Raw genomic sequence first — 22,870 nt, 5'->3', positions numbered from 1 at the left:
GCCGCGGTGGCGGTGGCGCGGGGGGCCAGGTCGCGCAGCAGCCGCACGGTGATGGCGGGCGAGACGAGGGAGTCGCCGACGGCGGCGGCGCGGACGGCCTCGACCAGCATGGCGGGGCTCGCGTCCTTGAGGAGGAAGCCGCTGGCGCCGCCGTGCAGGGCGGCGTGGACGTATTCGTCGAGGTCGAAGGTGGTGACGATGACGATGCGGGGGGCCGGGGTGCGGCCGGACAGCCGCCGGGTGACTTCGAGGCCGTCGAGCTTGGGCATGCGGATGTCGAGGAGCAGCACGTCGGGGCGGTGTTCCTCGACGGCGGCGAGGGCGGCCTCGCCGTCGACGACGTCGGCGAGGACCTCGATGTCGGGCTGGCTCTCCAGGATCATGCGGAAGCCGGTTCTCACCATTTCCTGGTCGTCCGCGATGACCACGCTGATCGTCATGCGCTGCCTGCCCCACTGTCGCCCGCTGCATCGAGGTCCTTCCCATGGGACCGGGGCGCGGGACGGCCCGCAACCTCGGAGCGGACCGCCGGGAGGACGCCGCGAGCCCGGGTGTCCGGCTCGGTGCGCCGGTTCCCGGGCTCGCGTCACGCCTGTCGACGGTAGTCGGGCAGGGGCCGCCGCGCCTCGCCCGTCCGGCCGATCCGGGACCGGCCGGAGGGACGAGGGCGGGGGCGTCGGATCACAAGGTGGCGGCCGCGTTGCGGATCTGGGCGGCGAAGGTGGAGACCTCGGTGTAGACGCCGGGGTAGTCGGGGCGGGCGCAGCCGATGCCCCAGCTGACGATGCCGACCTGGATCCAGGCGCCGGCGGCGTCGCGGCGGAACATGGGTCCGCCGGAGTCGCCCTGGCAGGTGTCGACGCCGCCCTGGCCGAGGATGCCGGCGCAGATCTCCTCGCCGGGGATCAGGTCGTTGCCGTAGGCGGACTGGCAGTCGGCGTCGGAGACGAAGGGGACGGTGGCCTTGAGCAGGTAGCGCTGCTGGCTGCCGCCTTCGCGGGCGGCGCCCCAGCCGGCGACGGTGAAGGTGCCGTTGTTGTACTGGGTGGTGTCGGCGATCTTGAGGGTGGGCAGGTTGATGGGCTTGGCGAGCTTGATCAGGGCCCAGTCCTTGCCGGAGCCGTTGTAGCCGGGGGCCTGGAGGACCTTGGTGGACTTGACCTTGACGGCGCTGGAGCTGTTGAGGTCCACCACGCCGGCGGTCGCGGTGATGGAGGTGTTGTTGCCGCTGCCGCTGACGCAGTGGGCGGCGGTGAGGACGATCTGCTGGGTGTAGAGGGCGCCGCCGCAGCCCATGGAGAGGCGGACCATCCAGGGGAACTCGCCCTGGGCGGCGCGGGTGCCGCCGACCACGGGGGCCTGGCCGGCGCTGGCTTCGGTGGGCTGGAGGCTGAGGGCCGCGAGGGCCACGGCGCCGGTGGCGAGGGTGCGCCTGACGAACCGTACGAGGCTCTTCGACACGGTGAACACGCTGCCTTTCGTGGGGGGTCGGGCTGTGCGTGTGCGGGGATGCGCGAGTAATGACGCGTTCATGTCATTCGCGTTCTCCATGTCATACCCGGGGGCGCACGGGCGGCAAGGCCGCTTTTTCGGCCAATCTGCGACGAGGGGCCCGGACGGGGACCGACGAACGACGAGCGGCGCGCGGCGGCGGCAGCAGCGGCGGCAAAAGCCGTACAACTGACCGGCGTACGGCGGTTCGAGGAGGGTGCGGGGCGGGTAGTGATACCTCATCGCACCAGCGACGGATACGGGCCCGACCCCTCGCCAGGGGGCCGGGCCCGAGCCTGTTCCGGCTACGCGGCCCGGCCCCCCGCTCGGCGCCGGCCCGGCCCCTACTCGACCCCGTACGGCGGGAGCGGCCGGTCGGCCGCGGACAGGAGCTTCACGGCGGCCTCGCCCGCCTCGGCCGGGGTCCAGCGCGCTCCGCGGTCGGTGGTGGGGCCGGGGCGCCAGCCCTCCATGACCGTGATGCGGCCGCCCTCGGCCTCGAAGACGCGGCCGGTCACCCCGGCCGAGGCCGTGGAGCCCAGCCAGACCACCAGCGGGGAGACGTTCTCGGGGGCCATGGCGTCGAACTCCCCCGCCTCCGGCGGGGCCATGGCCGCCGCGAAGGCGTCCTCCGTCATCCGGGTGCGGGCGGCCGGGGCGATGGCGTTGACCTGGACCCCGTACCGGCCCATCTCCGCCGCCGCCACCAGCGTCAGGCCCAGGATCCCGGCCTTGGCCGCACTGTAGTTGCCCTGCCCGACCGAGCCGAGCAGGCCCGCGCCGGAGGAGGTGTTGACCACCCGGGCCGCCACCTGGCGGCCCGCCTTGGCCTCGGCCCGCCACCACGCGGCGGCGTGCTTGAGCGGCAGGAAGTGGCCCTTGAGATGGACCCGCATCACCGCGTCCCAGGCCCCCTCGTCCAGGTTGACCAGCATCCGGTCACGCAGGAAGCCCGCGTTGTTGACCAGGGTGTCCAGCCGGCCGTAGTGGTCCAGGGCGCACCGTACGAGCGAGGCCGCACCCTCGGCGGAGGCGATGTCCCCGCCGTGCGCCACCGCCTCGCCGCCGGCCGCGCGGATCTGCGCCACGACCTGCTCGGCGGGGCCGTCCTCCTGCGGGCTGCCGTCGAGGGCCACGCCCAGGTCGTTGACGACGACCCTGGCCCCCTCCGCCGCGAAGGCCAGCGCGTGCGCCCGGCCCAGGCCCCGGCCCGCTCCGGTGACGATCACCACCCGGCCCTCGCACAGACCCCGGCCACCCCTCCCCCGGCCCCGCTGCTGCTCCTGCTCCTGCCCGTGCAACTGCCCCTGACCCTGCTGCATGTCTTCGCGAGACATCTCACCCCTCCTTGTTCGCCGTTGCCGCGTCCAGGAACGCGGGCCGTTCACCGCCGCCGTGGACGAGCAGGCTCGCCCCGCTGACGTACGCCGCGCGCGGCGAGGCGAGGAAGACCGCCGCCTCGCCCACGTCCGCCGGTTCGGCCAGCCGCCCCAGCGGGACGGTCGCGCCGACCGCCGCGATGCCCGCCTCGTCGCCGTAGTGCAGTGCGGCGAGTTCGGTGCGCACCATGCCCACCACGAGGGTGTTCACGCGTACCTCGGGCGCCCATTCGACGGCCATGGACCGGGCCAGGTTCTCCAGCCCGGCCTTGGCGGCGCCGTAGGCGGCGGTGCCCGGCGAGGGGCGGGTGCCGCTGACGCTGCCCGTCATGACCACCGAGCCGCGGGCCGCCCGCAGGTGCGGGTACGCGGCCAGCGAGGCGGTGAGCGGGGCCAGCAGGTTGAGTTCGACCACGCGCGCGTGGCGCGCGGCCCCGCCCTCGCCGAGCAGCCGGTACGGGGTACCGCCCGCGTTGTTCACCAGGCAGTCCAGCCGCCCGTACCGGTCGGCGACGGCGTCGAAGAACGCCTGCACGGCGGCCGGTTCGCGCAGGTCGAGGGGGACGTGGTCGGCCTGCCGGCCGGCCGCCGCGACCGGCCGGTCCGGGGGTCTGCGGGCGCAGACGACGACCTGGGCGCCCGCGGCGAGAAACGACCGCGCGATCCCGGCGCCGACGCCCCGGGTGCCGCCGGTGACGACGACGACCCTCCCGTCGAGCTCCATGGGCTGCTACCTTCCTCACCTAACAAATGTTTGGTGGAAAGGTAGCGGATCCTCTCATGGGTGTCTCCACCTCGAACCCGGACCAGGGCATCGCCCTCGTCACGGTCGACTTCCCACCGGTCAACGCCCTGCCCGTCAAGGGCTGGTACGCCCTCGCCGACGCCGTGCGCGCCGCCGGCCGCGACCCGGCCGTGCGCTGTGTGGTGCTCGCCGCCGAGGGCCGCGGGTTCAACGCCGGGGTCGACATCAAGGAGATGCAGCGCGACCCGGGCCATGACGCCCTGATCGGCGCCAACCGCGGCTGCGCCGAGGCCTTCGCCGCCGTCTACGAGTGCGAGGTCCCGGTCGTGGCCGCCGTGCACGGCTTCTGCCTGGGCGGCGGGATCGGGCTGGTGGGCAACGCCGACGCGATCGTGGCCGCCGACGACGCCACCTTCGGGCTGCCCGAGCTCGACCGGGGCGCCCTGGGCGCGGCCACCCATCTGGCGCGGCTGGTCCCCCAGCACCTGATGCGCGCCCTGTACTACACCTCGCGCACCGCGACCGCCGCCGAACTGCACGCCCACGGCTCGGTCTGGCGGGTGGTGCCGCCCGCCGCGCTGCGCCCGGCCGCGCTGGAGCTGGCGGCGGAGATCGCCCGCAAGGACGGCTCGCTGATCCGGCTGGCCAAGGCCGCCATCAACGGCATCGACCCGGTCGACGTGCGCCGCAGCTACCGCTTCGAGCAGGGCTTCACCTTCGAGGCCAACCTCAGCGGGGTCGCGGACCGGGTGCGCGACACCTTCGGCAGGAAGGACACGCCGTGACGGAACACGCCACGACCGACAAGACCATGAGCTGCGACGAGGTGGTCGGGCGGCTGCGCAGCGGGATGACGATCGGCATCGGGGGCTGGGGCTCGCGCCGCAAGCCGATGGCGCTGGTGCGGGCGCTGCTGCGGTCCGAGGTCACCGACCTGACCGTGATCGCGTACGGCGGGCCGGACGTGGGCCTGCTGGCCGCCGCAGGGCGGATCCGGCGGCTGGTCACCGCCTTCGCCACCCTCGACAGCATTCCGCTGGAGCCGCACTTCCGGGCCGCCCGCGAGCGCGGGGCGTTCGAGCTGACCGAGCTGGACGAGGCGATGTTCATGTGGGGGCTGCACGCGGCCGCCAACCGGCTGCCCTTCCTGCCGGTGCGGGCCGGCCTCGGCTCCGACGTGATGCGGGTCAACCCCGGGCTGCGGACGGTCACCTCGCCCTACGCCGACGGCGAGGAGTTCGTCGCCGTGCCGGCGCTGCGCATGGACGCCGCCCTGGTCCACCTCAACCGCGCCGACCGGCTGGGCAACGCCCAGTACCTGGGCCCGGACCCGTACTTCGACGACCTGTTCTGCGAGGCCGCCGACACCGCGTACGTCTCCTGCGAGCAGCTCGTGGAGACCGCCGAGCTGGCCAAGGCCGGGCCCCCGCAGTCGCTGCTGGTGAGCAGGCACAGCGTGACCGGGGTGGTGGAGACCCCGAACGGGGCGCACTTCACCTCCTGCGTCCCCGACCACGGCCGGGACGAGGCCTTCCAGAAGCTGTACGCGAGCACGCCGTGGGAGGAGTTCGCGGCCCGGTTCCTGTCGGGTGCGGACGAGGGCGACTACCAGCGGGCCGTGCGGGCCTGGAGCGAGGAGCAGCGATGAGCGGGACGGCGGCGGACGGCGCGGCGGGCAGGGCGACGGGAGCGGCGGGCACGGCGGCAGGCACGGCGGGCGTGGCGGGGACCTCCGTCACGCGGGCCGAGTACTGCGTGATCGCCTGCGCGGAGGCCTGGCGGGGCGACGGTGAGGTGCTGGCCAGCCCGATGGGGGTGATCCCGGGGATCGGGGCACGGCTGGCGCGGCGCACCTTCTCCCCCGACCTGCTGATGACGGACGGCGAGGCGATGCTGGTGGGGTCGGACGGGACGACCGTGGAGGGCTGGCTGCCGTACCGCCGGCACCTGACGATGGTCACCGGCGGGCGGCGGCACGTGATGATGGGCGCCAGCCAGATCGACCGGTACGGCAACCAGAACATCTCCTGCATCGGCGACTGGGAGCGGCCGGCCCGGCAGCTCCTGGGGGTGCGCGGGGCTCCGGTCAACACCCTGAACAACCCGGTCAGTTACTGGATCCCCCGGCATTCGCCGCGGGTGTTCGTGGAGCGCGTGGACATGGTCTCGGGCGTCGGGTACGACCGGGCGGCCGCGGCCGGGCCGTCGGCGAGCCGGTTCCACCGGATCCCGCGGGTGGTGTCGAACCTCGGGGTCTTCGACTTCGCGACCCCCGACCGGTCGATGCGGATCGCCTCGCTCCACCCGGGGGTCACGGTCGAGGAGGTCCGGGCGGCCACGGCCTTCCCGCTGGCCGCCGACGACGGTGGGGTGCCCGTCACCCGGGAGCCGAGTGCCGAGGAACTGCGGCTGATCCGCGAGGTGATCGACCCGCGCGGGACCCGTGACCGGGAGGTCCCGGCCTGATGGGGACCGCCCGGATGGAGACGGCGCTGACGAAGCTGGTCGGCTGCGAGCACCCGGTGGTGCAGACGGGCATGGGCTGGGTGGCCGGCCCCCGGCTGGTGTCGGCCGCCGTGAACGCGGGTGCGCTGGGCATCCTGGCCTCCGCGACGATGACCCTGGACCAGCTCCGTTCGGCGGTGCGCGAGGTGCGGTCCCGCACGGACGGCCGCCCGTTCGGGGTGAACCTGCGCGCCGACGCCGGGGACGCGGCGCAGCGGGCCGAGCTGATCGTCGAGGAGGGGGTGCGGGTCGCCTCGTTCGCGCTGGCGCCCTCCCGGGAGCTGATCCTGCGGCTGAAGGACGCGGGCGTGGTCGTCGTCCCGTCGGTCGGTGCCCGGCGGCACGCCGAGAAGGTCGCGGCCTGGGGCGCGGACGCGGTGATCGTGCAGGGCGGCGAGGGCGGCGGGCACACCGGCGAGGTGGCCTCGACCGTGCTGCTGCCGCAGGTGGTGGACGCCGTCGACATCCCGGTGGTGGCCGCGGGCGGCTTCCACGACGGCCGCGGCCTGGTCGCGGCGCTCGCGTACGGGGCGGCCGGCGTGGCGATGGGCACCCGCTTCCTGCTGACCTCGGACTCGACGGTGCCGGACGCGGTCAAGGCGCGCTATCTGGCGGCGACCGTGAAGGACGTCACGGTGACGGAGGCGGTGGACGGGCTGCCGCACCGGATGCTGCGCACGGAGCTGGTGGAGTCGCTGGAACGTGCGGGCCGGACGACGGCGTTGCTGCGGGCGGTACGGCACGCGGCGGGGTTCCGGAAGCTGTCGGGCCTGTCGTGGTCGCAGCTGGTGCGGGACGGGCTCGCGATGAAGCACGGCAAGGAGCTGACCTGGGGCCAGGTGCTGCTCGCCGCGAACACCCCCATGCTGCTGAAGGCGTCCATGGTCGAGGGCCGCACCGACCTCGGCGTGATGGCGTCCGGCCAGGTCGCGGGGGTGATCGAGGACCTGCCGTCGTGCGCGGAACTCGTCGCCCGGGTGATGGCCGAGGCCGAGCAGGCCCTACGGGCGCTGCCGAGGACCTGACCGGAGGGAAGCCGAGGACCTGACCGGAGGCAAGCCGAGGGGCAGCCGGGGCGGGGGCCGGAGGGAAGCCGGGCGGGGCCGGACCGGGGCGGTCCGGCCCCGCGGGGTCTCACAGCCGCTCGATGATCGTCACATTGGCCTGGCCGCCGCCCTCGCACATGGTCTGGAGGCCGTAGCGGCCGCCGGTACGTTCCAGTTCGTGCAGCAGGGTGGTCATCAGCTTGGCGCCGGTGGCACCCAGGGGGTGGCCCAGGGCGATGGCGCCGCCGTTGACGTTGACCTTGTCCGGGTCGGCGCCGGTCTCCTTGAGCCAGGCCAGGACGACCGGGGCGAAGGCCTCGTTGATCTCGACCAGGTCGATGTCGTCCATGGTCAGGCCGGTCTTCTTCAGGGCGTGGGCGGTGGCCGGGACGGGCGCCGACAGCATCCGGATCGGGTCCTCGCCGCGCACGGACAGGTGGTGGATCCGGGCCCGCGGGGTCAGTCCGTGCTCGGCCACGGCCCGTTCGCTCGCCAGCAGCAGGGCCGCGGCGCCGTCCGAGACCTGGGAGGAGACCGCCGCGGTGATGGTGCCGCCCTCCACGACCGGGGCGAGCCCCGCCATCTTCTCCAGGCTGGTGTCCCGGCGCGGGCCCTCGTCCACGGCGACCTCGCCGTAGGGGGCGATCTCGCGGACGAAGCGGCCCTCGTCCACGGCCCGGACCGCCCGCCGGTGCGAGCGGAGGGCGAACTCCTCCATGTCGGTGCGGGAGACGCCCCATTTCTGCGCGATCAGTTCGGCGCCGTGGAACTGGTTGACCGGCTGGTCGCCGTAGCGGGCCCGCCAGCCCTGCGAGCCGGCGTACGGGCCCTCGGTGAGGCCGAGGGGTGCGCCGGCCTGCCGGGAGGCGAAGGCGATCGGGATCATGGACATGTTCTGGGTGCCGCCGGCGACGACCAGGTCCTGGGTGCCCGAGAGCACGCCCTGGGCGGCGAAGTGGACGGCCTGCTGGGAGGAGCCGCACTGCCGGTCGACGGTGACCCCGGGCACCTCCTCGGGCAGGCCGGCGGCCAGCCAGCAGGTCCGGGCGATGTCGCCGGCCTGCGGGCCGACGGTGTCCACACAGCCGAACACGACGTCCTCGACGGCGGCCGGGTCGACCCCGGACCGTTCCATCAGGGCCGTCAGCACGTGGGCGCCGAGGTCGGCCGGGTGGACCTGGGACAGACCTCCCTTGCGCCGTCCGACGGGGGTGCGGACGGCTTCGACGATGTAGGCCTCGGGCATGGCGGCGACTCCTCGGTCGGGCTCGGGCCGGGCCCGCTGGCGGGCCCGGGGTCAGGTGCGCAGGGCGATCCCGTCCAGCACCATCGACAGGTACTGGCGGGCGATCTCCTCGGGGCTGTGCCGGCCTCCGGGCCGGTACCAGGACGCCGCGACCCACACCGTGTCGCGGACGAACCGGTAGGTGAGGCGGATGTCGAGGTCGGAGCGGAAGACCTGGGCGGCGACCCCGCGTTCCAGCGTCCCCAGCCACGCCTTCTCGAACTTCACCTGCGAGGCCGAGAGGTAGTGGAAGCGGGGCTGCGCGGAGAGGGTGCGGGCCTCCTTCTGGTAGATCGCGACGGCGGCGCGGTGCCGGTCGATCTCCCGGAAGGATTCGGTGACGAGCGCCTCGATGGTCTCCCGGGGGCCGAGCCCGGCCGCGAGGACCGCGTCGTAGCCCGCCCACAGTTCGTTCAGGAAGCTGGAGAGGATCTCGTCGAGCATCGATTCCTTGGAATCGAAGTGGTAGTAGAGGCTGCCGGCGAGCATGCCGGCCGCATCGGCGATCTTGCGGACGGTGGTGGCGTTGTAGCCCTGCGCGGCGAACACCTCGGCGGCGGTGTCCAGCAGTTCACGGCGGCGTTCCGCGGAGGGCGTCACCTGCGCGTTCTTCTTGTTCGTTGGCACCCGACCATTGTCGGCTCATGCCCGCTGGCTGCTGACGGAGACGGTCTCGCCGGTCATGTACGAGGCGTAGCCGCTGGCCAGGAACACGATGACGTTGGCGACCTCCCAGGGTTCGGCGTGGCGGCCGAAGGCCTCCCGGGCGGTCAGTTCCTCCAGCAGTTCGGCGGAGGTGACCTTCACCAGGTGCGGGTGCATGGCCAGGCTGGGGGCGACCGCGTTGACCCGGACGCCGAACTCGGCCGCCTCGATCGCGGCGCACCGGGTCAGGGCCATCACCCCGGCCTTGGCCGCCGCGTAGTGGGCCTGGCCGGCCTGGGCGCGCCAGCCGACGACGGAGGCGTTGTTGACCACGACCCCGCCCCGGCCGGTCCGGCGCATCGCGCGCAGGGCGGCGCGGGTGCAGCGGAAGGTGCCGTTCAGGGTGACGTCGAGGACTTTGGACCACTGCTCGTCGGTCATGTCGACGAGGGTGGCGGTGCCGCCGAGCCCGGCGTTGTTGACCACGACGTCGAGCCGGCCGTGGAGCTGCTCGGCGTGCGCGAACAGGGCCTGGACCTGGGCCTCGTCGGTGACGTCGCAGGGCAGGGCGGCGACGGCGTCGGCGCCGAACTCCCCGGCGAGCGCCGCCTCGGTCTCCTTCAGCCGGCGGGCGTGCGCGTCGCCGATGACGATCCGCGCGCCCTCCTCCAGGAACCGGCGGGCGGTGGCCCCGCCGATGCCGGCGCCGGCGGCGGCGGTAATGACGGCGGTCCGGCCGGACAGCAGGCCGTGACCCGGTACGTACTCGACGCTGCTCATGCCGGTACGTTAACCTGCCAAACGCTTGTTAGGGAAGCGCGGTCGGTGGAGACGTGCTGCAGACGGGAGCTGCCGATGGACCTCACGCACACCCCGGACGTGACGGCCTTCCGGGAGGAGGCCCGGGCCTGGCTGCATGCGCACGTCCCCGCGGAGCCGCTGCCGTCCCTGGAGACCGGGGAGGGCTTCGCCGCCCACCGCGCCTGGGAGGCCGAGCTGTGCGCCGCCCGCTGGTCGGTGGTGTCCTGGCCGCAGGCGTACGGCGGCCGGGGCGCGGACCTGGAGCGCTGGCTGGTGTTCGAGGAGGAGTACTGGGCGGCCGGGGCACCGGGCCGGGTCTCCCAGAACGGCATCAGCCTGCTCGCCCCCACCCTCTTCGACCACGGCACCGAGGAGCAGCGGTCCCGGGTGCTGCCGTCCATGGCCTCCGGGGAGGTGGTCTGGGCGCAGGCCTGGTCCGAGCCCGAGGCCGGCTCCGACCTGGCCGCGCTGCGCTCCCGGGCGGAGCGGACCGCGGGCGGCTGGCTGCTGTCGGGGCAGAAGACGTGGTCCTCGCGGGCCGCCTTCGCCGACCGGGCCTTCGGGATCTTCCGGTCCGACCCGGGGCCGGCCGCCGCGGGCCGGCCGCACCGGGGGCTGACGTACCTGATGTTCGACCTGCGGGCGCCGGGGGTGACGGTCCGGCCGATCGGCCGGCTCGACGGCAAGCCGGCCTTCGCGGAGCTCTTCCTCGACGAGGTCTTCGTCCCGGACGAGGACGTGATCGGCGAGCCGGGCGAGGGCTGGCGCATCGCCATGTCCACGACCGGCAACGAGCGGGGGCTGACCCTGCGTTCGCCCGGCCGCTTCCTGGCCGCCGCCGACCGACTGGTGGGGCTGTGGCGGGAGCGGGGCGAGCCGTCGGACACCGCGCTGCGCGACCGGGTGGCGGACGCGGTGGTCGGGGCGCGCGCGTACGAGCTGTTCACCTGGGCCTCGGCCGCGCGGTTCGCGGCCGGCCGGGCGGCCGGCGCCGAGTCCAGCCTGAACAAGGTGTTCTGGTCGGAGTACGACATCGCCCTGCACGAGACGGCGCTGGACCTGCTGGGCGCGGACGGCGAACGGGCCGGCACCGACTGGGCCGAGCCGTACGTGTTCGCCCTGGCCGGGCCGGTCTACGCCGGGACGAACGAGATCCAGCGCGACATCATCGCCGAGCGGCTGCTCGGCCTCCCGAAGGGCCGCCGCTGATGCGTTTCCTGCCGACCGACGAGCAGTCCGCCCTGGCCCGGACCCTGGCGGCGCTGCTGGCCGCCTCGGACGTGCCGGCGGTCGTCCGGGCCTGGTCGGCCGGGGACCTCGGGCCCGGCCGGGCGCTGTGGGAGCGGCTGGCGCGGACCGGGCTGTTCGCGCTGGCCGTCCCCGAGGAGCACGGGGGCCTGGGGCCGCTGCCGGTGGAGCTGACGGTGGCCTTCGTGGAGCTCGGCCGGTACGGCGTGCCGGGGCCGCTGGTGGAGACGGCGGCCGCGGCGGCGCTGCTGCCCGCCGCGCACCTGCCGAAGCTGGCCGCGGGCGACTGCCCGGCCACGCTGACGCTGCCCGGCGGGAGCCCGTACGCGCTGGACCCGGACGCGGCGGCGCTGGTCCTGACGGTCACGGCGCGGGGCGAGCTGTGGGCGGCGCCCGGCCACGGGGAGCGGCTGCCCTCCCTGGACCCGGCCCGGCGCCTGGCCGTGCCGGCGGACGGCGGTGAGCTGCTGGCCACCGGGGTGCCGGCCGGGGCGGCGCTGCGCCGGGCGCGGCTGCTGACGGCGGCCCAGGCGCTGGGTGTGGGCGAGGCGCTGCTGGCGCGGACGGTGGCGTACGTCCAGCAGCGCAGCCAGTTCGGCACGCCGGTCGGGGCGTTCCAGGCGGTCAAGCACCGGCTGGCGGACACCCTGCTCGCGCTGGAGTTCGCCCGGCCGCTGGTGTTCGGGGCGGCCGTGGCGGAGGCGGAGGCGGAAGCGGCGCGGGCGGAAGCGGCCGAGGTGGCCGTGGCGCGGGCCGACGCTGCGCGGACGGACGCGGCCGAGGTGGCGGCGCGGGCCGACGCGGCGCGGACCGACGCGGCGCGGGCCGACGCGGCCGAGGTGGCCGTGGCGCGGGCCGACGGGGCGGTGGCCGCGGCCAAGCTGGCCGCGGGCGAGGCGGCGTACGCGGCCGCCCGGACGGCGCTCCAGCTCCACGGCGCCATCGGCTACACCGAGGAGCTGGAGCTGTCCCTGTGGCTGCGCAAGGCCCGGCCGCTGCGCGACGCGTGGGGCACCCCCGCGCAGTGCCGGGCCGAGGTGCTGGCCCGCTACCCGGCCACGGACGCGGCGGGCAGGACGGCCACGGCGAGGCTGACCACGTAGGTCTCCTCCACGGTCGCGTCGGGGAACAGCGCCAGCAGCCGGGCCCGTTCGGCGTCGGCGAAGGCGCGGGTGCCCTCCTCCCCCAGGGTCAGGAACGCCGAGTGGCTGGCGAGGTTGGCCAGATGGGTGTCGAGGGGGATGCGGCGCGACCACGGAACCCGGCGGGTGGTGAAGTCCAGCCCGGCGGGCAGCAGTCGGAACGCCTCGCCCTCCTCCTCGGCGGTGATGCGGAAGAAGTCCCTCAGGCGCGCCGCCTGCTCCGCGATCCACGGCACCTCGGCGTCCAGGTCGTTCCACCACAGGGCGAGCGCCCCGCCGGGGCGCAGCACCCGGCGCGCCTCGGGGACGGAGCGGCGCGGGTCGGTCCAGTGCCAGGCCTGGGCGTAGGTGAGCAGGTCGAAGGCGCCGGTGGCCAGCGGCAGCCGGTCGCCGTCGCCGCGCACCAGCGGCACCCCCGGGTGGGCCCGGCGGAACTCCTCGGCCATGCCGTCGCCGGGCTCCACCCCGAGGACCCGCGCCCCGAGGGCGTGGAGCAGCCCGGTCGCTATGCCCGTACCGGCTCCTACGTCGGCCACCCGGGCCCCGCGCAGCGGCCGCCCGGCCAGTTCCGCCACGGCGTCGAACAGGGCGGGCGGGTAGCCGGGGCGGTTGGCGGCGTAGAGGGCGGCGGCCGTGTCGAAGGAACGGGCGCGGGCGCGGTCGACGGTGGTCATGCCCCCATCCTCAGGCAGCCGACGTACCGCCGTCGACGGTGAATTCGGCGCCGGTGACGTACGAGGAGGCGTCCGAGCAGAGGTAGAGCACCAGGCCGCCGACCTCCTCGGGCCGTCCCATCCGGCCGAGCGGCACGTGCGACCAGTCCCGGTCGGCCACCGCGTCGGCGACCATCGGGGTGTCGATGGCGCCCGGGTGGACGGAGTTGACCCGGATCCCGTCCGCGGCGAGGTCCAGGGCGGCGGACCGGGTGAGGCCGCGCAGCCCGAACTTGGTGGAGCCGTAGGCGGCGTGTCCGCGGATGCCGACCAGCCCGGCGGTGGAGGAGATGTTGACGATGGACCCGCCCCCGGCGGCGCGGAGCACCGGGGCCACCGCCCGGATGCCGAGGAACGGGCCGAGGAGGTTGACCCGCAGCAGTTCCTCGAAGCCCTCCAGGCTCTGCTGCTCGACGGGCGCGGTGCGCCACAGGGCGGCGTTGTTGACGAGCGCCGACAGTCCGCCGAAGGCCGCGACGGCCTCGTCCACGACGTGCCGCCAGCTCTCCGCGGAGGTCACGTCGTGCCGCACGAACAGCCCCCGCTCCCCCAGCCCGGCGGCCACGGCCCGGCCCTCCTCCTCCCGCAGGTCGGCCACCACCACCCGGGCCCCGGCCCCGGCGCACAGCCGGGCCTCGGCCGCGCCCTGGCCGCGCGCGGCCCCGGTGACGAGGACGACCTTGCCCGCAAGTGAGATCACCACTGCCTCCCCAACTCCCGTGTTCCTCCGAGGTGCAGGGAGAGGGGTAACAGTCGCGTCGCGAGGAAGGAAGGGGCGGCAGGCGCTTGGATGGGGAGCATGACGACGAACAACTGGGCGGCGTTCGAGGCCGCCGAGCCGGACTTCGCCAAGGCCGTCCGCGACCGCTTCGCCCCGCACACCCACCATGTCCTGGCCACCCTCCGCAGGGACGGCTCCCCCCGGGTGTCCGGGCTCACCGTGGACGTCCGCGGGGGCGAGCTGTGGCTCGGGATGATGGCCGGGTCGAGGAAGGCCGTGGACCTGCGCCGGGACCCGCGCTTCGCGCTGCACAGCAACCCGGGCGAGGGCGAGACGATGCCGGGCGGGGACGCGCGGATCTCGGGGCGCGCGGTGGAGATCGTCGACCCGCCGGAGCTGCACCGCTACGCGGAGGAGGCGAACGCCCCGGACGAGCCCTTCCACCTGTTCCGCACCGAACTGACCGAAGTCGTCCACACCGGCATCGACGGTGAGGAACTGGTGGTCCGCTCCTGGACCCCCTCCCGGGGCCTGCGCACGTTCCGCCGCGGCAACGACGACGAGCCGGCCCGGGAGATCGGCCGCGACGGCCCGGCGCGCTGATGCGCGACGGAGCCCGGGCCGGGGCGGGGGCCTCGTGGCCCCGGGGACGCCACAGCGCCCGCCTCCCTGGTCGGGGACAGGCGGGCGCTGTGTCAGTTTCCGTACGCCCTTGTACGGACCGTATGAGGGGTCCCGGCCGCGGGGGCCGGGGGGAGGGAGCCGGGGTCAGACCGTCAGGGCGCGGTCCGTGGGCTTGACCGGGTACGGGAGGGTGCTGCTGCCGGTCAGGTAGCGGTCCACCCCGCGGGCGGCCGAGCGGCCCTCCGCGATGGCCCAGACGATCAGCGACTGGCCGCGGCCGGCGTCGCCGGCCACGAAGACGCCCTCGACGTTGGTCGCGTACGAGGCGTCGCGGGCGACGTTGCCGCGGCCGTCCAGGTCGAGCCCGAACTGCTCCACCAGGCCGTTGGCCTGGTCGGTGCCGGTGAAGCCCATGGCGAGGGTGACCAGCTGCGCCGGGATGCGGCGCTCGGTGCCCTCGCGCGGGACCAGCTTGCCGTCCACGAAGTCGACCTCGACCAGGTGCAGGGCCTGGACGTTGCCGTCCTCGTCGCCCTCGAAGTGGGTGGTGGAGACGGAGTAGACCCGCTCGCCGCCCTCCTCGTGGGCCGAGGTGACCTTGTAGAGCATCGGGAACGTCGGCCAGGGCTGGCCGACGGTGTCCCGCTCCTCGTTCGGGCGGGGCATGATCTCCAGCTGGGTGACCGACAGGGCGCCCTGGCGGTGGGCGGTGCCCACGCAGTCGGCGCCCGTGTCACCGCCGCCGATCACGACCACGTGCTTGCCCTCCGCCGTCAGCGGCGGGGTCACGAAGTCGCCCTCCTGGACCTTGTTGGCCAGGGGCAGGTACTCCATCGCGAAGTGGATGCCCTTGAGGTCGCGGCCCGGGACCGGCAGGTCGCGGGAGACCGTGGCACCGGCGGCCACGACCACCGCGTCGAACCGCTTGCGCAGGTCCGAGGCGGTGATGTCCCGGCCGACCTCGATGCCGGTGCGGAACTTGGTGCCCTCCGCGCGCATCTGCTCGATGCGCCGGTTGATGTGCCGCTTCTCCATCTTGAACTCGGGGATGCCGTAGCGCAGCAGGCCGCCGATGCGGTCCGCCCGCTCGTACACCACGACCGTGTGGCCGGCCCGGGTGAGCTGCTGGGCGGCGGCCAGGCCCGCCGGGCCGGAGCCGATGACGGCGACGGTCTTGCCCGACAGGCGCTCGGGGGCCTGCGGCACCACGCCGCCGTTGTCCCAGGCCTTGTCGATGATCGAGACCTCGACGTTCTTGATGGTGACGGCCGGCTGGTTGATGCCCAGCACGCACGCCGACTCGCACGGGGCCGGGCACAGCCGGCCGGTGAACTCCGGGAAGTTGTTCGTGGCGTGCAGGCGCTCGGAGGCCGCGCCCCAGTCCTCGCGGTAGGCGTAGTCGTTCCACTCGGGGATCAGGTTCCCCAGCGGGCAGCCGTTGTGACAGAACGGGATGCCGCAGTCCATGCAGCGCCCGGCCTGCTTGCTGATGATCGGCAGCAGGGAACCGGGGACGTAGACCTCGTTCCAGTCCTTCAGCCGCTCCTCGACGGGGCGGGAGCAGGCGGTCTGACGGGTGGTGGTGAGGAAGCCCTTCGGGTCAGCCATGGGTCGCCGCCTCCATCATCTTCTCGGTGGTCTCGGACTCGGAGAGTCCGGCCCGCTCAGCGGCGTCCTTGGCGGCGAGCACTGCCTTGTACGTGGTCGGGATGATCTTGCTGAACCGGGCCGCCGAGGCGTCCCAGTCGGCGAGGAGCCGGGCGGCCACGGTCGAGCCGGTCTCCTCCTCGTGGCGGCGCACCACGTCGTGCAGCCACTGCGCGTCCTCGTCGGACAGGCCCTCGACGGCGTCCAGGTTGCCGGCGTTGACGTTGTCCCTGTCCAGGTCGATGACGTACGCGACACCGCCGGACATGCCCGCCGCGAAGTTGCGGCCGGTCTCGCCCAGCACCACGGCCGTACCGCCGGTCATGTACTCGCAGCCGTGGTCGCCCACGCCCTCCGAGACGACCAGGGCACCGGAGTTGCGGACGCAGAAGCGCTCGCCGGTGCGGCCGCGCAGGAACATCTCGCCGCCGGTCGCGCCGTAGCCGATGGTGTTGCCCGCGATGGTGGAGTACTCGGCCAGGTGGTCGGCGCCGCGGTCCGGGCGGACCACGATGCGGCCGCCCGACAGGCCCTTGCCGACGTAGTCGTTGGCGTCGCCCTCCAGGCGGAGGGTGATGCCCTTGGGCACGAAGGCGCCGAAGGACTGGCCGGCGGACCCGGTGAAGGTGAGGTCGATGGTGTCGTCGGCCAGACCCGCGCCGCCGAACCGCTTGGTGACCTCGTGGCCGAGCATGGTGCCGACCGTCCGGTTGATGTTGCGGATGGCGACCTGGGCGCGGACCGGGCGGGCCTCCTCGGCGGTCGCGGCGTTCAGCGCGTCCGCGGCCAGCTCGATCAGCTCGTTGTCGAGCGCCTTCTCCAGGCCGTGGTCCTGGGCGACCAGGGCGTGGCGGACGGCACCCTCGGGCAGGTCCGGCACGTGGAACAGCGGCTCCAGGTCCAGGCCCTGGGCCTTCCAGTGGGAGACGGCCCGGGAGGTGTCCAGCAGCTCGGCGTGGCCGACGGCCTCCTGGAGCGTACGGAAGCCCAGCTCGGCGAGGATCTCGCGGACCTCCTCGGCGATGAACTCGAAGAAGTTCACCACGAACTCGGCCTTGCCGGAGAAGCGCTCGCGCAGCACCGGGTTCTGGGTGGCGATGCCGACCGGGCAGGTGTCCAGGTGGCACACGCGCATCATCACGCAGCCGGAGACCACCAGCGGGGCGGTGGCGAAGCCGAACTCCTCGGCGCCCAGCAGCGCGGCGACGACCACGTCCCGGCCGGTCTTGAGCTGGCCGTCGGTCTGCACGACGATCCGGTCGCGCAGGCCGTTGAGCAGCAGGGTCTGCTGGGTCTCGGCGAGGCCGAGCTCCCAGGGGCCGCCCGCGTGCTTGAGCGAGGTCAGCGGGGAGGCGCCGGTTCCGCCGTCGTGGCCGGAGATGAGCACGACGTCCGCGTGAGCCTTGGACACACCGGCCGCGACCGTGCCGACGCCGACCTCGGAGACCAGCTTCACGTGGATGCGGGCGGCCGGGTTGGCGTTCTTGAGGTCGTGGATGAGCTGGGCCAGGTCCTCGATGGAGTAGATGTCGTGGTGCGGCGGCGGGGAGATCAGGCCGACGCCGGGCGTCGAGTGACGCGTCTTGGCGACCCACGGGTAGACCTTGTGGCCGGGCAGCTGGCCGCCCTCACCGGGCTTGGCGCCCTGGGCCATCTTGATCTGGATGTCGTCGGCGTTGACCAGGTACTCGCTGGTCACGCCGAAGCGGCCGGAGGCGACCTGCTTGATCGCGGAGCGGCGCGCCGGGTCGTACAGGCGCTCGGGGTCCTCGCCGCCCTCGCCGGTGTTGGACTTGCCGCCGAGCTGGTTCATGGCGATCGCCAGGGTCTCGTGCGCCTCCTGCGAGATGGAGCCGTACGACATGGCGCCGGTGGAGAACCGCTTGACGATCTCGCTCACCGGCTCGACCTCGTCGACGGGGATCGACGGGCGGCCCGCGTTCTTGAAGCCGAACAGGCCGCGGAGCGTCATCAGGCGCTCGGACTGCTCGTTCACCCGGTCGGTGTACTTCTTGAAGATGTCGTACCGGCGGTTTCGGGTGGCGTGCTGGAGGCGGAAGACCGTCTCCGGGTCGAACAGGTGCGGCTCGCCCTCGCGGCGCCACTGGTACTCGCCGCCGATCTCCAGCGCGCGGTGCGCCGGGGCGATCCCGGAGGCCGGGTACGCCTTGGCGTGGCGGGCGGCCACCTCCTTGGCGACGACGTCCAGACCGGCGCCGCCGATCTTGGTGGCGGTGCCGTGGAAGTAGGTGGCGACGAACTCCTCGTCCAGGCCGACGGCCTCGAAGACCTGGGCGCCGCGGTAGGAGGCGACGGTGGAGATGCCCATCTTGGACATGACCTTCAGCACGCCCTTGCCGAGGGCGTAGATCAGGTTCTTGATGGCCTGCTCGGGCTCGATGCCCTCGAGGAAGGTGCCCGCGCGCAGGAGGTCCTCGACGGACTCCATGGCCAGGTACGGGTTGACGGCCGCGGCGCCGTAGCCGATGAGCAGGGCGACGTGGTGGACCTCGCGGACGTCACCGGCCTCGACCAGCAGGCCCACCTGGGTGCGCTGCTTGGTGCGGATGAGGTGGTGGTGGACGGCGGAGGTGAGCAGCAGCGACGGGATCGGCGCGTGCTCGGCGTCGGAGTGCCGGTCCGACAGGACGATCAGACGGGCACCGCCGGCGATGGCGGCGTCGGCCTCGGCGCAGATCTCGGCCAGGCGGGCGGCCAGGGCCTCGCCGCCGCCGGAGACCCGGTAGAGGCCGGACAGGGTGGCGGCCGTCATGCCCGGCATGTCGCCGTCGGCGTTGATGTGGATGAGCTTGGCCAGCTCGTCGTTGTCGATCACCGGGAAGGGCAGGGTGACGCTGCGGCAGGACGCGGCGGTCGGGTCCAGCAGGTTGCCCTCGGGGCCCAGGGAGGACACCAGCGAGGTGACGAGCTCCTCGCGGATGGCGTCCAGCGGCGGGTTGGTGACCTGCGCGAAGAGCTGGGTGAAGTAGTCGAACAGCAGCCGCGGGCGCTCGGAGAGCGCGGCGATCGGCGAGTCGGTGCCCATGGAGCCGATCGGCTCGGCGCCGGTCTTGGCCATCGGGGCCAGGATGACGCGCAGCTCCTCCTCGGTGTACCCGAAGGTCTGCTGGCGGCGGGTGACCGAGGCGTGGGTGTGCACGATGTGCTCGCGCTCGGGCAGGTCGGTCAGCTCGATCTCGCCGGCCTCCAGCCAGTCCGCGTAGGGGGCGGCGCCGGCGAGCTCGGCCTTGATCTCGTCGTCCTCGATGATCCGCTTCTGGGCGGTGTCGACGAGGAACATCTTGCCGGGCTGCAGGCGGCCCTTGCGGACGACCTTGGCCGGGTCGATGTCCAGGACGCCGACCTCGGAGGAGAGCACGACCAGGCCGTCGTCGGTGACCCAGTAGCGGCCGGGGCGCAGACCGTTGCGGTCGAGGACCGCGCCGACCTGGACGCCGTCGGTGAAGGTGACGCAGGCCGGGCCGTCCCAGGGCTCCATCATCGTGGAGTGGTACTGGTAGAACGCGCGGCGGGCCGGGTCCATGGAGGTGTGGTTCTCCCACGCCTCGGGGATCATCATCAGCACGCTGTGCGGCAGCGACCGGCCGCCGAGGTGGAGCAGCTCCAGGACCTCGTCGAAGGAGGCCGAGTCGGAGGCGTCCGGGGTACAGATCGGGAAGATCCGGTCCAGCGCGCCCTCGCCGAAGACGTCCGAGGCGAGCATCGACTCGCGGGCCGTCATCCAGTTGCGGTTGCCCTTGACCGTGTTGATCTCGCCGTTGTGCGCGACGAAGCGGTACGGGTGGGCCAGCGGCCAGCTCGGGAAGGTGTTGGTCGAGAACCGCGAGTGGACCAGGGCGACCGCGGAGGCGAAGCGGCGGTCGGACAGGTCGGGGAAGAAGGGCTCCAGCTGGCCGGTGGTCAGCATGCCCTTGTAGACGATCGTGCGGGCCGACAGCGACGGGAAGTAGGTGCCCGCCTCGCGCTCGGCGCGCTTGCGCAGGACGAACGCCTTGCGGTCCAGCGCGATGCCGGTGGCGTCGCCGGCGGAGACGAAGAGCTGGGAGAAGGCCGGCATGGTGGCGCGGGCGCCGTTGCCGAGCAGGTCGGGGGTGACCGGGACCTCGCGCCAGCCCAGGACCGTCAGGCCCTCCTCGGCGGCGATCGCCTCGATCTGCTCCACGGCGAGGGCCTGTGCGGTGCCGTCGGCGGGGAGGAAGGCGATACCGACGGCGTACGCGCCGGCGGCGGGAAGGTCGAACCCGGCGACCTCGCGCAGGAAGGCGTCCGGGATCTGGGACAGGATGCCCGCACCGTCGCCGGAGTCCGGCTCGGAGCCGGTGGCCCCACGGTGTTCGAGGTTCCGCAGAACGGTCAGCGCCTGCTCGACGAGCGTGTGGCTGGCCTCGCCGGTGAGGTTGGCCACGAAACCGACGCCACAGGCGTCCTTCTCGTTGCGCGGGTCGTACATGCCCTGCGGGGCGGGGCGACCGTCCAAGGGCGACCAGGCGGTGCTGCTGAGGCCGGTCGCGGAGTGCGTGGATGCGGAACGCATCGGCTCTCCCGTCGTCGTCGTGGCATAGGAACGTGCCGAGGGACGACGTTGGCCCTCTGCTGTGAAATTTCGTGCAGGTTACATGATGGCGGCAATCCCGGGAAGCGGATATCTCGTTTCACCATGCGGACACTGCATCGACCGGAGAGTGAGGGGCCTTGGCAGGTGAGTCACGGTGTGCGGGCCCCTGGGCGAGCGCAGGCCTCATTGCCCGGGCGCGGACATTTCATGCCCGGCGGACACGGAATCGAAACCGCCGGGTCATCCCTGCACGCCTCCGCCCGCACGGCGCCGTGCCGGACGGGCGGGTTGCGAAGTACTTATGCGGAGCACCGCATAATATCCCGATCCCGGGGTCAGCCTACGGCCGTACCGATCCAGCTGCCCAGGACGTACGTCACACCGGCGGCGGCGCCGCCCAGCAGGAGCTGGCGCAGGCCGCTGTACCACCAGCTGCGCGCCGTCACCCGGGAGACGACCGCGCCGCACAGGAACAGGCCCACCAGGGCCAGCAGGACGGCCGGCCACAGCACCGTGGCACCCAGCAGGTACGGCAGCACGGGCAGCAGCGCGCCGAGCGCGAACGACCCGAACGAGGACACCGCGGCCACCAGCGGCGACGGCAGGTCGTCGGGGTCGATGCCGAGTTCCTCGCGGGCGTGGATCTCCAGCGCCTGCTCGGGGTCGCGGGACAGCTGCACGGCCACCTCGCGGGCCAGCGCCGGACTGACGCCGCGGGAGACGTACAGCTTCGCGAGCTCCTCCATCTCGTCGACGGGGTGCTTGCGCAACTGCTGACGCTCCACGTCGAGTTCGGCGAGGACGAGCTCGCGCTGCGAGGCCACGGAGGTGTATTCGCCGGCCGCCATCGAGAACGCTCCGGCGGCCAGGCCAGCGAGTCCGGCGATCACGACGGTGGACGGGGCGGCCGCGCCACCGGCCACGCCGGTCATCAGCGCGAGGTTGGAGACCAGGCCGTCCATCGCACCGAACACGGCCGGGCGCAGCCATCCGCCGTTGACGTCGCGGTGGGTGTGGTTGTCGCGGTGCGCCTCGTGCAGCGGTGCTTCGATGTCGATGATGGACATGGCAGAGCTCTCCCCTTGGGTACGGCCGGGTGCGGGGAGCACCCACCCCCTCGAACACCTCGAAACTACGCACGATTTCCGTTGCCCGCCAGCAAGGAAGGCCGTACTTACCAGGGCTTTTGGGTCTCGGCGACCGGGTGACGGGGGCTCGCGCGAGGCGTTTCGCGCGTGGCGACAATCGGTTCTTCATGGCACAAATCCCCCATGGGGTTCAGGACGGGCCCCACGACGTGGAGAGGCGCCGCCATGGAGCTGGTCGCAGGCAGTCCGCAGGTCCTGCTGGAACGGGCCCGGGGCGCTCTTCTGGGGCTCGCGGTGGGGGACGCGCTGGGGGCGCCGGCGGAGAACATGAAGCCGTCGGAGATCCGTGCGCGGTGGGGCCGGATCGAGGGCTTCGTGACGGAGGACCCGGCGGGCACGGACGACACCGAGTACGCCATCTTCTCGGGCCTGTTGCTGGCCCGGCACGGCTCGGCGCTGACCGTCGCGCACGTGGAGCGGGCGTGGCACCACTGGATCGCCGACCTGGACGAAGGCCCGTTCCGGGGGGCCGGTTTCAGTGAACGCGGCACCCTGGAGAACCTCCGCCGGGGTCTGGCGGCCCCGATCTCGGCGCAGCACCGGCACGCCTGGTCGGACGGGCTGGCGATGCGGGCGGCGCCGTTCGGGGTCTTCGCGGCCGGGCGGCCGGCCGAGGCGGCCCGGCTGGTGGCGATCGACGGCTCGGTCAGCCACGACGGGGAGGGCATCTACGGCGGCCAGGCGGTCGCCGCGGGCGTCGCGGCGGCCATGGCCGGCGGCAGCCCGGCCTCGGTGGTCTCCGCGGCGCTGTCGGTGATCCCGTCCGACTCCTGGACCGCGCGGTCGCTGCGGCGGGCGGTCACGGCGGCCCCGCGGGGCGAACGGGCGGTGCGCTCGGCCGTGGTGATCGGCGGCTACCCGTGGACCGACCTGGCGCCGGAGGCGGTGGGGCTGGCCTTCGGCGCGTTCGCGGCGTCCGCCGGGGAGTTCCGGGGCTCGGTGCTGACCGCCGTCAACATGGGCCGCGACGCCGACACCACCGCCGCGGTGGCGGGCGCCCTGTCCGGCGCGCTGTCGGGCGCCGCGGCCATCCCCGCGGCCTGGTCCGCCGCCATCGGCCCGGTCCGCGGCACCTGCCTCCCGTCGATGCGCGGCCACCACGTCCTCCACATCGCCGACCTCCTGACCCCGGAATCCCCCCTCCCCTACCCGGC

General features: G+C 73.7%; 20 protein-coding genes. 8 read left to right on the top strand and 12 right to left on the bottom strand.

Going from position 1 to position 22,870, the window contains the following annotated elements; all coding sequences use genetic code 11:
* The 4 genes from EF918_RS15680 to EF918_RS15665 form a co-directional block, all read right to left on the bottom strand.
* Positions 1-440 (bottom strand): response regulator transcription factor (locus EF918_RS15680; RefSeq protein ID WP_148141236.1); only part of this gene is annotated, 440 nt, incomplete at its 3' end.
* A 241-nt stretch (positions 441-681) separates the two neighbouring features.
* Positions 682-1,470 carry a trypsin-like serine protease gene (locus EF918_RS15675; protein ID WP_260610244.1) on the bottom strand — a complete coding sequence of 263 codons (789 nt, stop codon included), beginning with the start codon at positions 1,468-1,470 and terminating at the stop codon, positions 682-684.
* Positions 1,471-1,835: 365 nt separating this feature from the next.
* Entirely contained in the window at positions 1,836-2,828 is a 993-nt protein-coding gene (locus EF918_RS15670; protein ID WP_260610243.1) for an SDR family oxidoreductase, read from the bottom strand.
* 1 nt (position 2,829) lies between these two features.
* Positions 2,830-3,594 (bottom strand): SDR family oxidoreductase, encoded by a 765-nt coding sequence (locus EF918_RS15665; protein WP_125646022.1) that lies wholly within the window; start codon positions 3,592-3,594, stop codon positions 2,830-2,832.
* 56 nt (positions 3,595-3,650) lie between these two features.
* Between EF918_RS15665 and EF918_RS15660 the strand changes: the two genes are divergently transcribed.
* Genes EF918_RS15660 through EF918_RS15645 form a run of 4 tightly spaced genes read left to right on the top strand, consistent with a single transcriptional unit; the run spans position 3,651 to position 7,145 of the window.
* Entirely contained in the window at positions 3,651-4,400 is a 750-nt protein-coding gene (locus tag EF918_RS15660; RefSeq protein WP_125646020.1) for an enoyl-CoA hydratase family protein, read from the top strand.
* A gap of 26 nt (positions 4,401-4,426) precedes the next feature.
* Complete coding sequence (locus EF918_RS15655) at positions 4,427-5,263, top strand: CoA transferase subunit A (RefSeq protein WP_125646030.1); 837 nt, start codon at positions 4,427-4,429, stop codon at positions 5,261-5,263.
* Positions 5,260-6,081, top strand: coding sequence for a CoA-transferase subunit beta (locus EF918_RS15650; protein WP_260610242.1), 822 nt, complete (start codon positions 5,260-5,262; stop codon positions 6,079-6,081). The genes EF918_RS15655 and EF918_RS15650 overlap by 4 nt, the downstream gene beginning before the upstream one ends.
* A gap of 14 nt (positions 6,082-6,095) precedes the next feature.
* On the top strand, positions 6,096-7,145 hold the full coding sequence (locus EF918_RS15645; protein ID WP_125646026.1) for a nitronate monooxygenase family protein: 1,050 nt from the start codon (positions 6,096-6,098) through the stop codon (positions 7,143-7,145).
* A 109-nt stretch (positions 7,146-7,254) separates the two neighbouring features.
* Here the strand turns inward: EF918_RS15645 and EF918_RS15640 are convergent, their stop codons facing one another.
* The 3 genes from EF918_RS15640 to EF918_RS15630 are packed head-to-tail and all read right to left on the bottom strand — an operon-like array spanning position 7,255 to position 9,876.
* Positions 7,255-8,412 carry an acetyl-CoA C-acetyltransferase gene (locus EF918_RS15640; RefSeq protein WP_125646018.1) on the bottom strand — a complete coding sequence of 386 codons (1,158 nt, stop codon included), beginning with the start codon at positions 8,410-8,412 and terminating at the stop codon, positions 7,255-7,257.
* Between the two features lie 51 nt (positions 8,413-8,463).
* Positions 8,464-9,078: a TetR/AcrR family transcriptional regulator gene (locus tag EF918_RS15635; protein ID WP_125646016.1), complete on the bottom strand. Its 615-nt coding sequence runs from the start codon at positions 9,076-9,078 to the stop codon at positions 8,464-8,466.
* Positions 9,079-9,093: 15 nt separating this feature from the next.
* Positions 9,094-9,876 carry an SDR family oxidoreductase gene (locus EF918_RS15630; protein WP_125646014.1) on the bottom strand — a complete coding sequence of 261 codons (783 nt, stop codon included), beginning with the start codon at positions 9,874-9,876 and terminating at the stop codon, positions 9,094-9,096.
* Between the two features lie 75 nt (positions 9,877-9,951).
* Between EF918_RS15630 and EF918_RS15625 the strand changes: the two genes are divergently transcribed.
* A complete protein-coding gene (locus EF918_RS15625) occupies positions 9,952-11,106 on the top strand; it encodes an acyl-CoA dehydrogenase family protein (protein WP_125646012.1) in 1,155 nt (384 codons plus the stop codon).
* Complete coding sequence (locus EF918_RS15620; RefSeq protein WP_125646010.1) at positions 11,106-12,248, top strand: acyl-CoA dehydrogenase family protein; 1,143 nt, start codon at positions 11,106-11,108, stop codon at positions 12,246-12,248. Before EF918_RS15625 ends, EF918_RS15620 begins: the two co-directional genes overlap by 1 nt.
* Here EF918_RS15620 and EF918_RS15615 read toward each other — a convergent pair.
* Positions 12,194-12,961 (bottom strand): class I SAM-dependent methyltransferase, encoded by a 768-nt coding sequence (locus EF918_RS15615; RefSeq protein ID WP_125646008.1) that lies wholly within the window; start codon positions 12,959-12,961, stop codon positions 12,194-12,196. The genes EF918_RS15620 and EF918_RS15615 overlap by 55 nt on opposite strands.
* A gap of 10 nt (positions 12,962-12,971) precedes the next feature.
* Positions 12,972-13,700 carry an SDR family NAD(P)-dependent oxidoreductase gene (locus EF918_RS15610; RefSeq protein ID WP_125646006.1) on the bottom strand — a complete coding sequence of 243 codons (729 nt, stop codon included), beginning with the start codon at positions 13,698-13,700 and terminating at the stop codon, positions 12,972-12,974.
* 99 nt (positions 13,701-13,799) lie between these two features.
* Between EF918_RS15610 and EF918_RS15605 the strand changes: the two genes are divergently transcribed.
* The gene (locus EF918_RS15605; RefSeq protein WP_125646004.1) at positions 13,800-14,324 is read left to right on the top strand and encodes a pyridoxamine 5'-phosphate oxidase family protein; all 525 of its coding nucleotides are present in this window, start codon (positions 13,800-13,802) and stop codon (positions 14,322-14,324) included.
* A 165-nt stretch (positions 14,325-14,489) separates the two neighbouring features.
* On the opposite strand, the gene EF918_RS15600 is transcribed toward EF918_RS15605, so the two are convergent.
* The 3 genes from EF918_RS15600 to EF918_RS15590 all read right to left on the bottom strand — a co-directional run bounded on the left by EF918_RS15600 (position 14,490) and on the right by EF918_RS15590 (position 21,635).
* Positions 14,490-15,953, bottom strand: a complete 1,464-nt coding sequence (locus EF918_RS15600; protein ID WP_125646002.1) for a glutamate synthase subunit beta — start codon at positions 15,951-15,953, stop codon at positions 14,490-14,492.
* On the bottom strand, positions 15,946-20,547 hold the full coding sequence (gene gltB, locus EF918_RS15595; RefSeq protein WP_125646000.1) for a glutamate synthase large subunit: 4,602 nt from the start codon (positions 20,545-20,547) through the stop codon (positions 15,946-15,948). Before gltB ends, EF918_RS15600 begins: the two co-directional genes overlap by 8 nt.
* 356 nt (positions 20,548-20,903) lie before the next feature.
* Positions 20,904-21,635 carry a VIT1/CCC1 transporter family protein gene (locus EF918_RS15590; protein WP_125645998.1) on the bottom strand — a complete coding sequence of 244 codons (732 nt, stop codon included), beginning with the start codon at positions 21,633-21,635 and terminating at the stop codon, positions 20,904-20,906.
* 246 nt (positions 21,636-21,881) lie between these two features.
* Between EF918_RS15590 and EF918_RS15585 the strand changes: the two genes are divergently transcribed.
* Positions 21,882-22,870 (top strand): ADP-ribosylglycohydrolase family protein (locus tag EF918_RS15585; protein WP_148141235.1); only part of this gene is annotated, 989 nt, incomplete at its 3' end.

Source organism: Streptomyces sp. WAC06614, from assembly GCF_003949795.1.
Taxonomy (GTDB): domain Bacteria; phylum Actinomycetota; class Actinomycetes; order Streptomycetales; family Streptomycetaceae; genus Streptomyces.
This window is presented reverse-complemented; position numbering and strand designations above follow the sequence as displayed.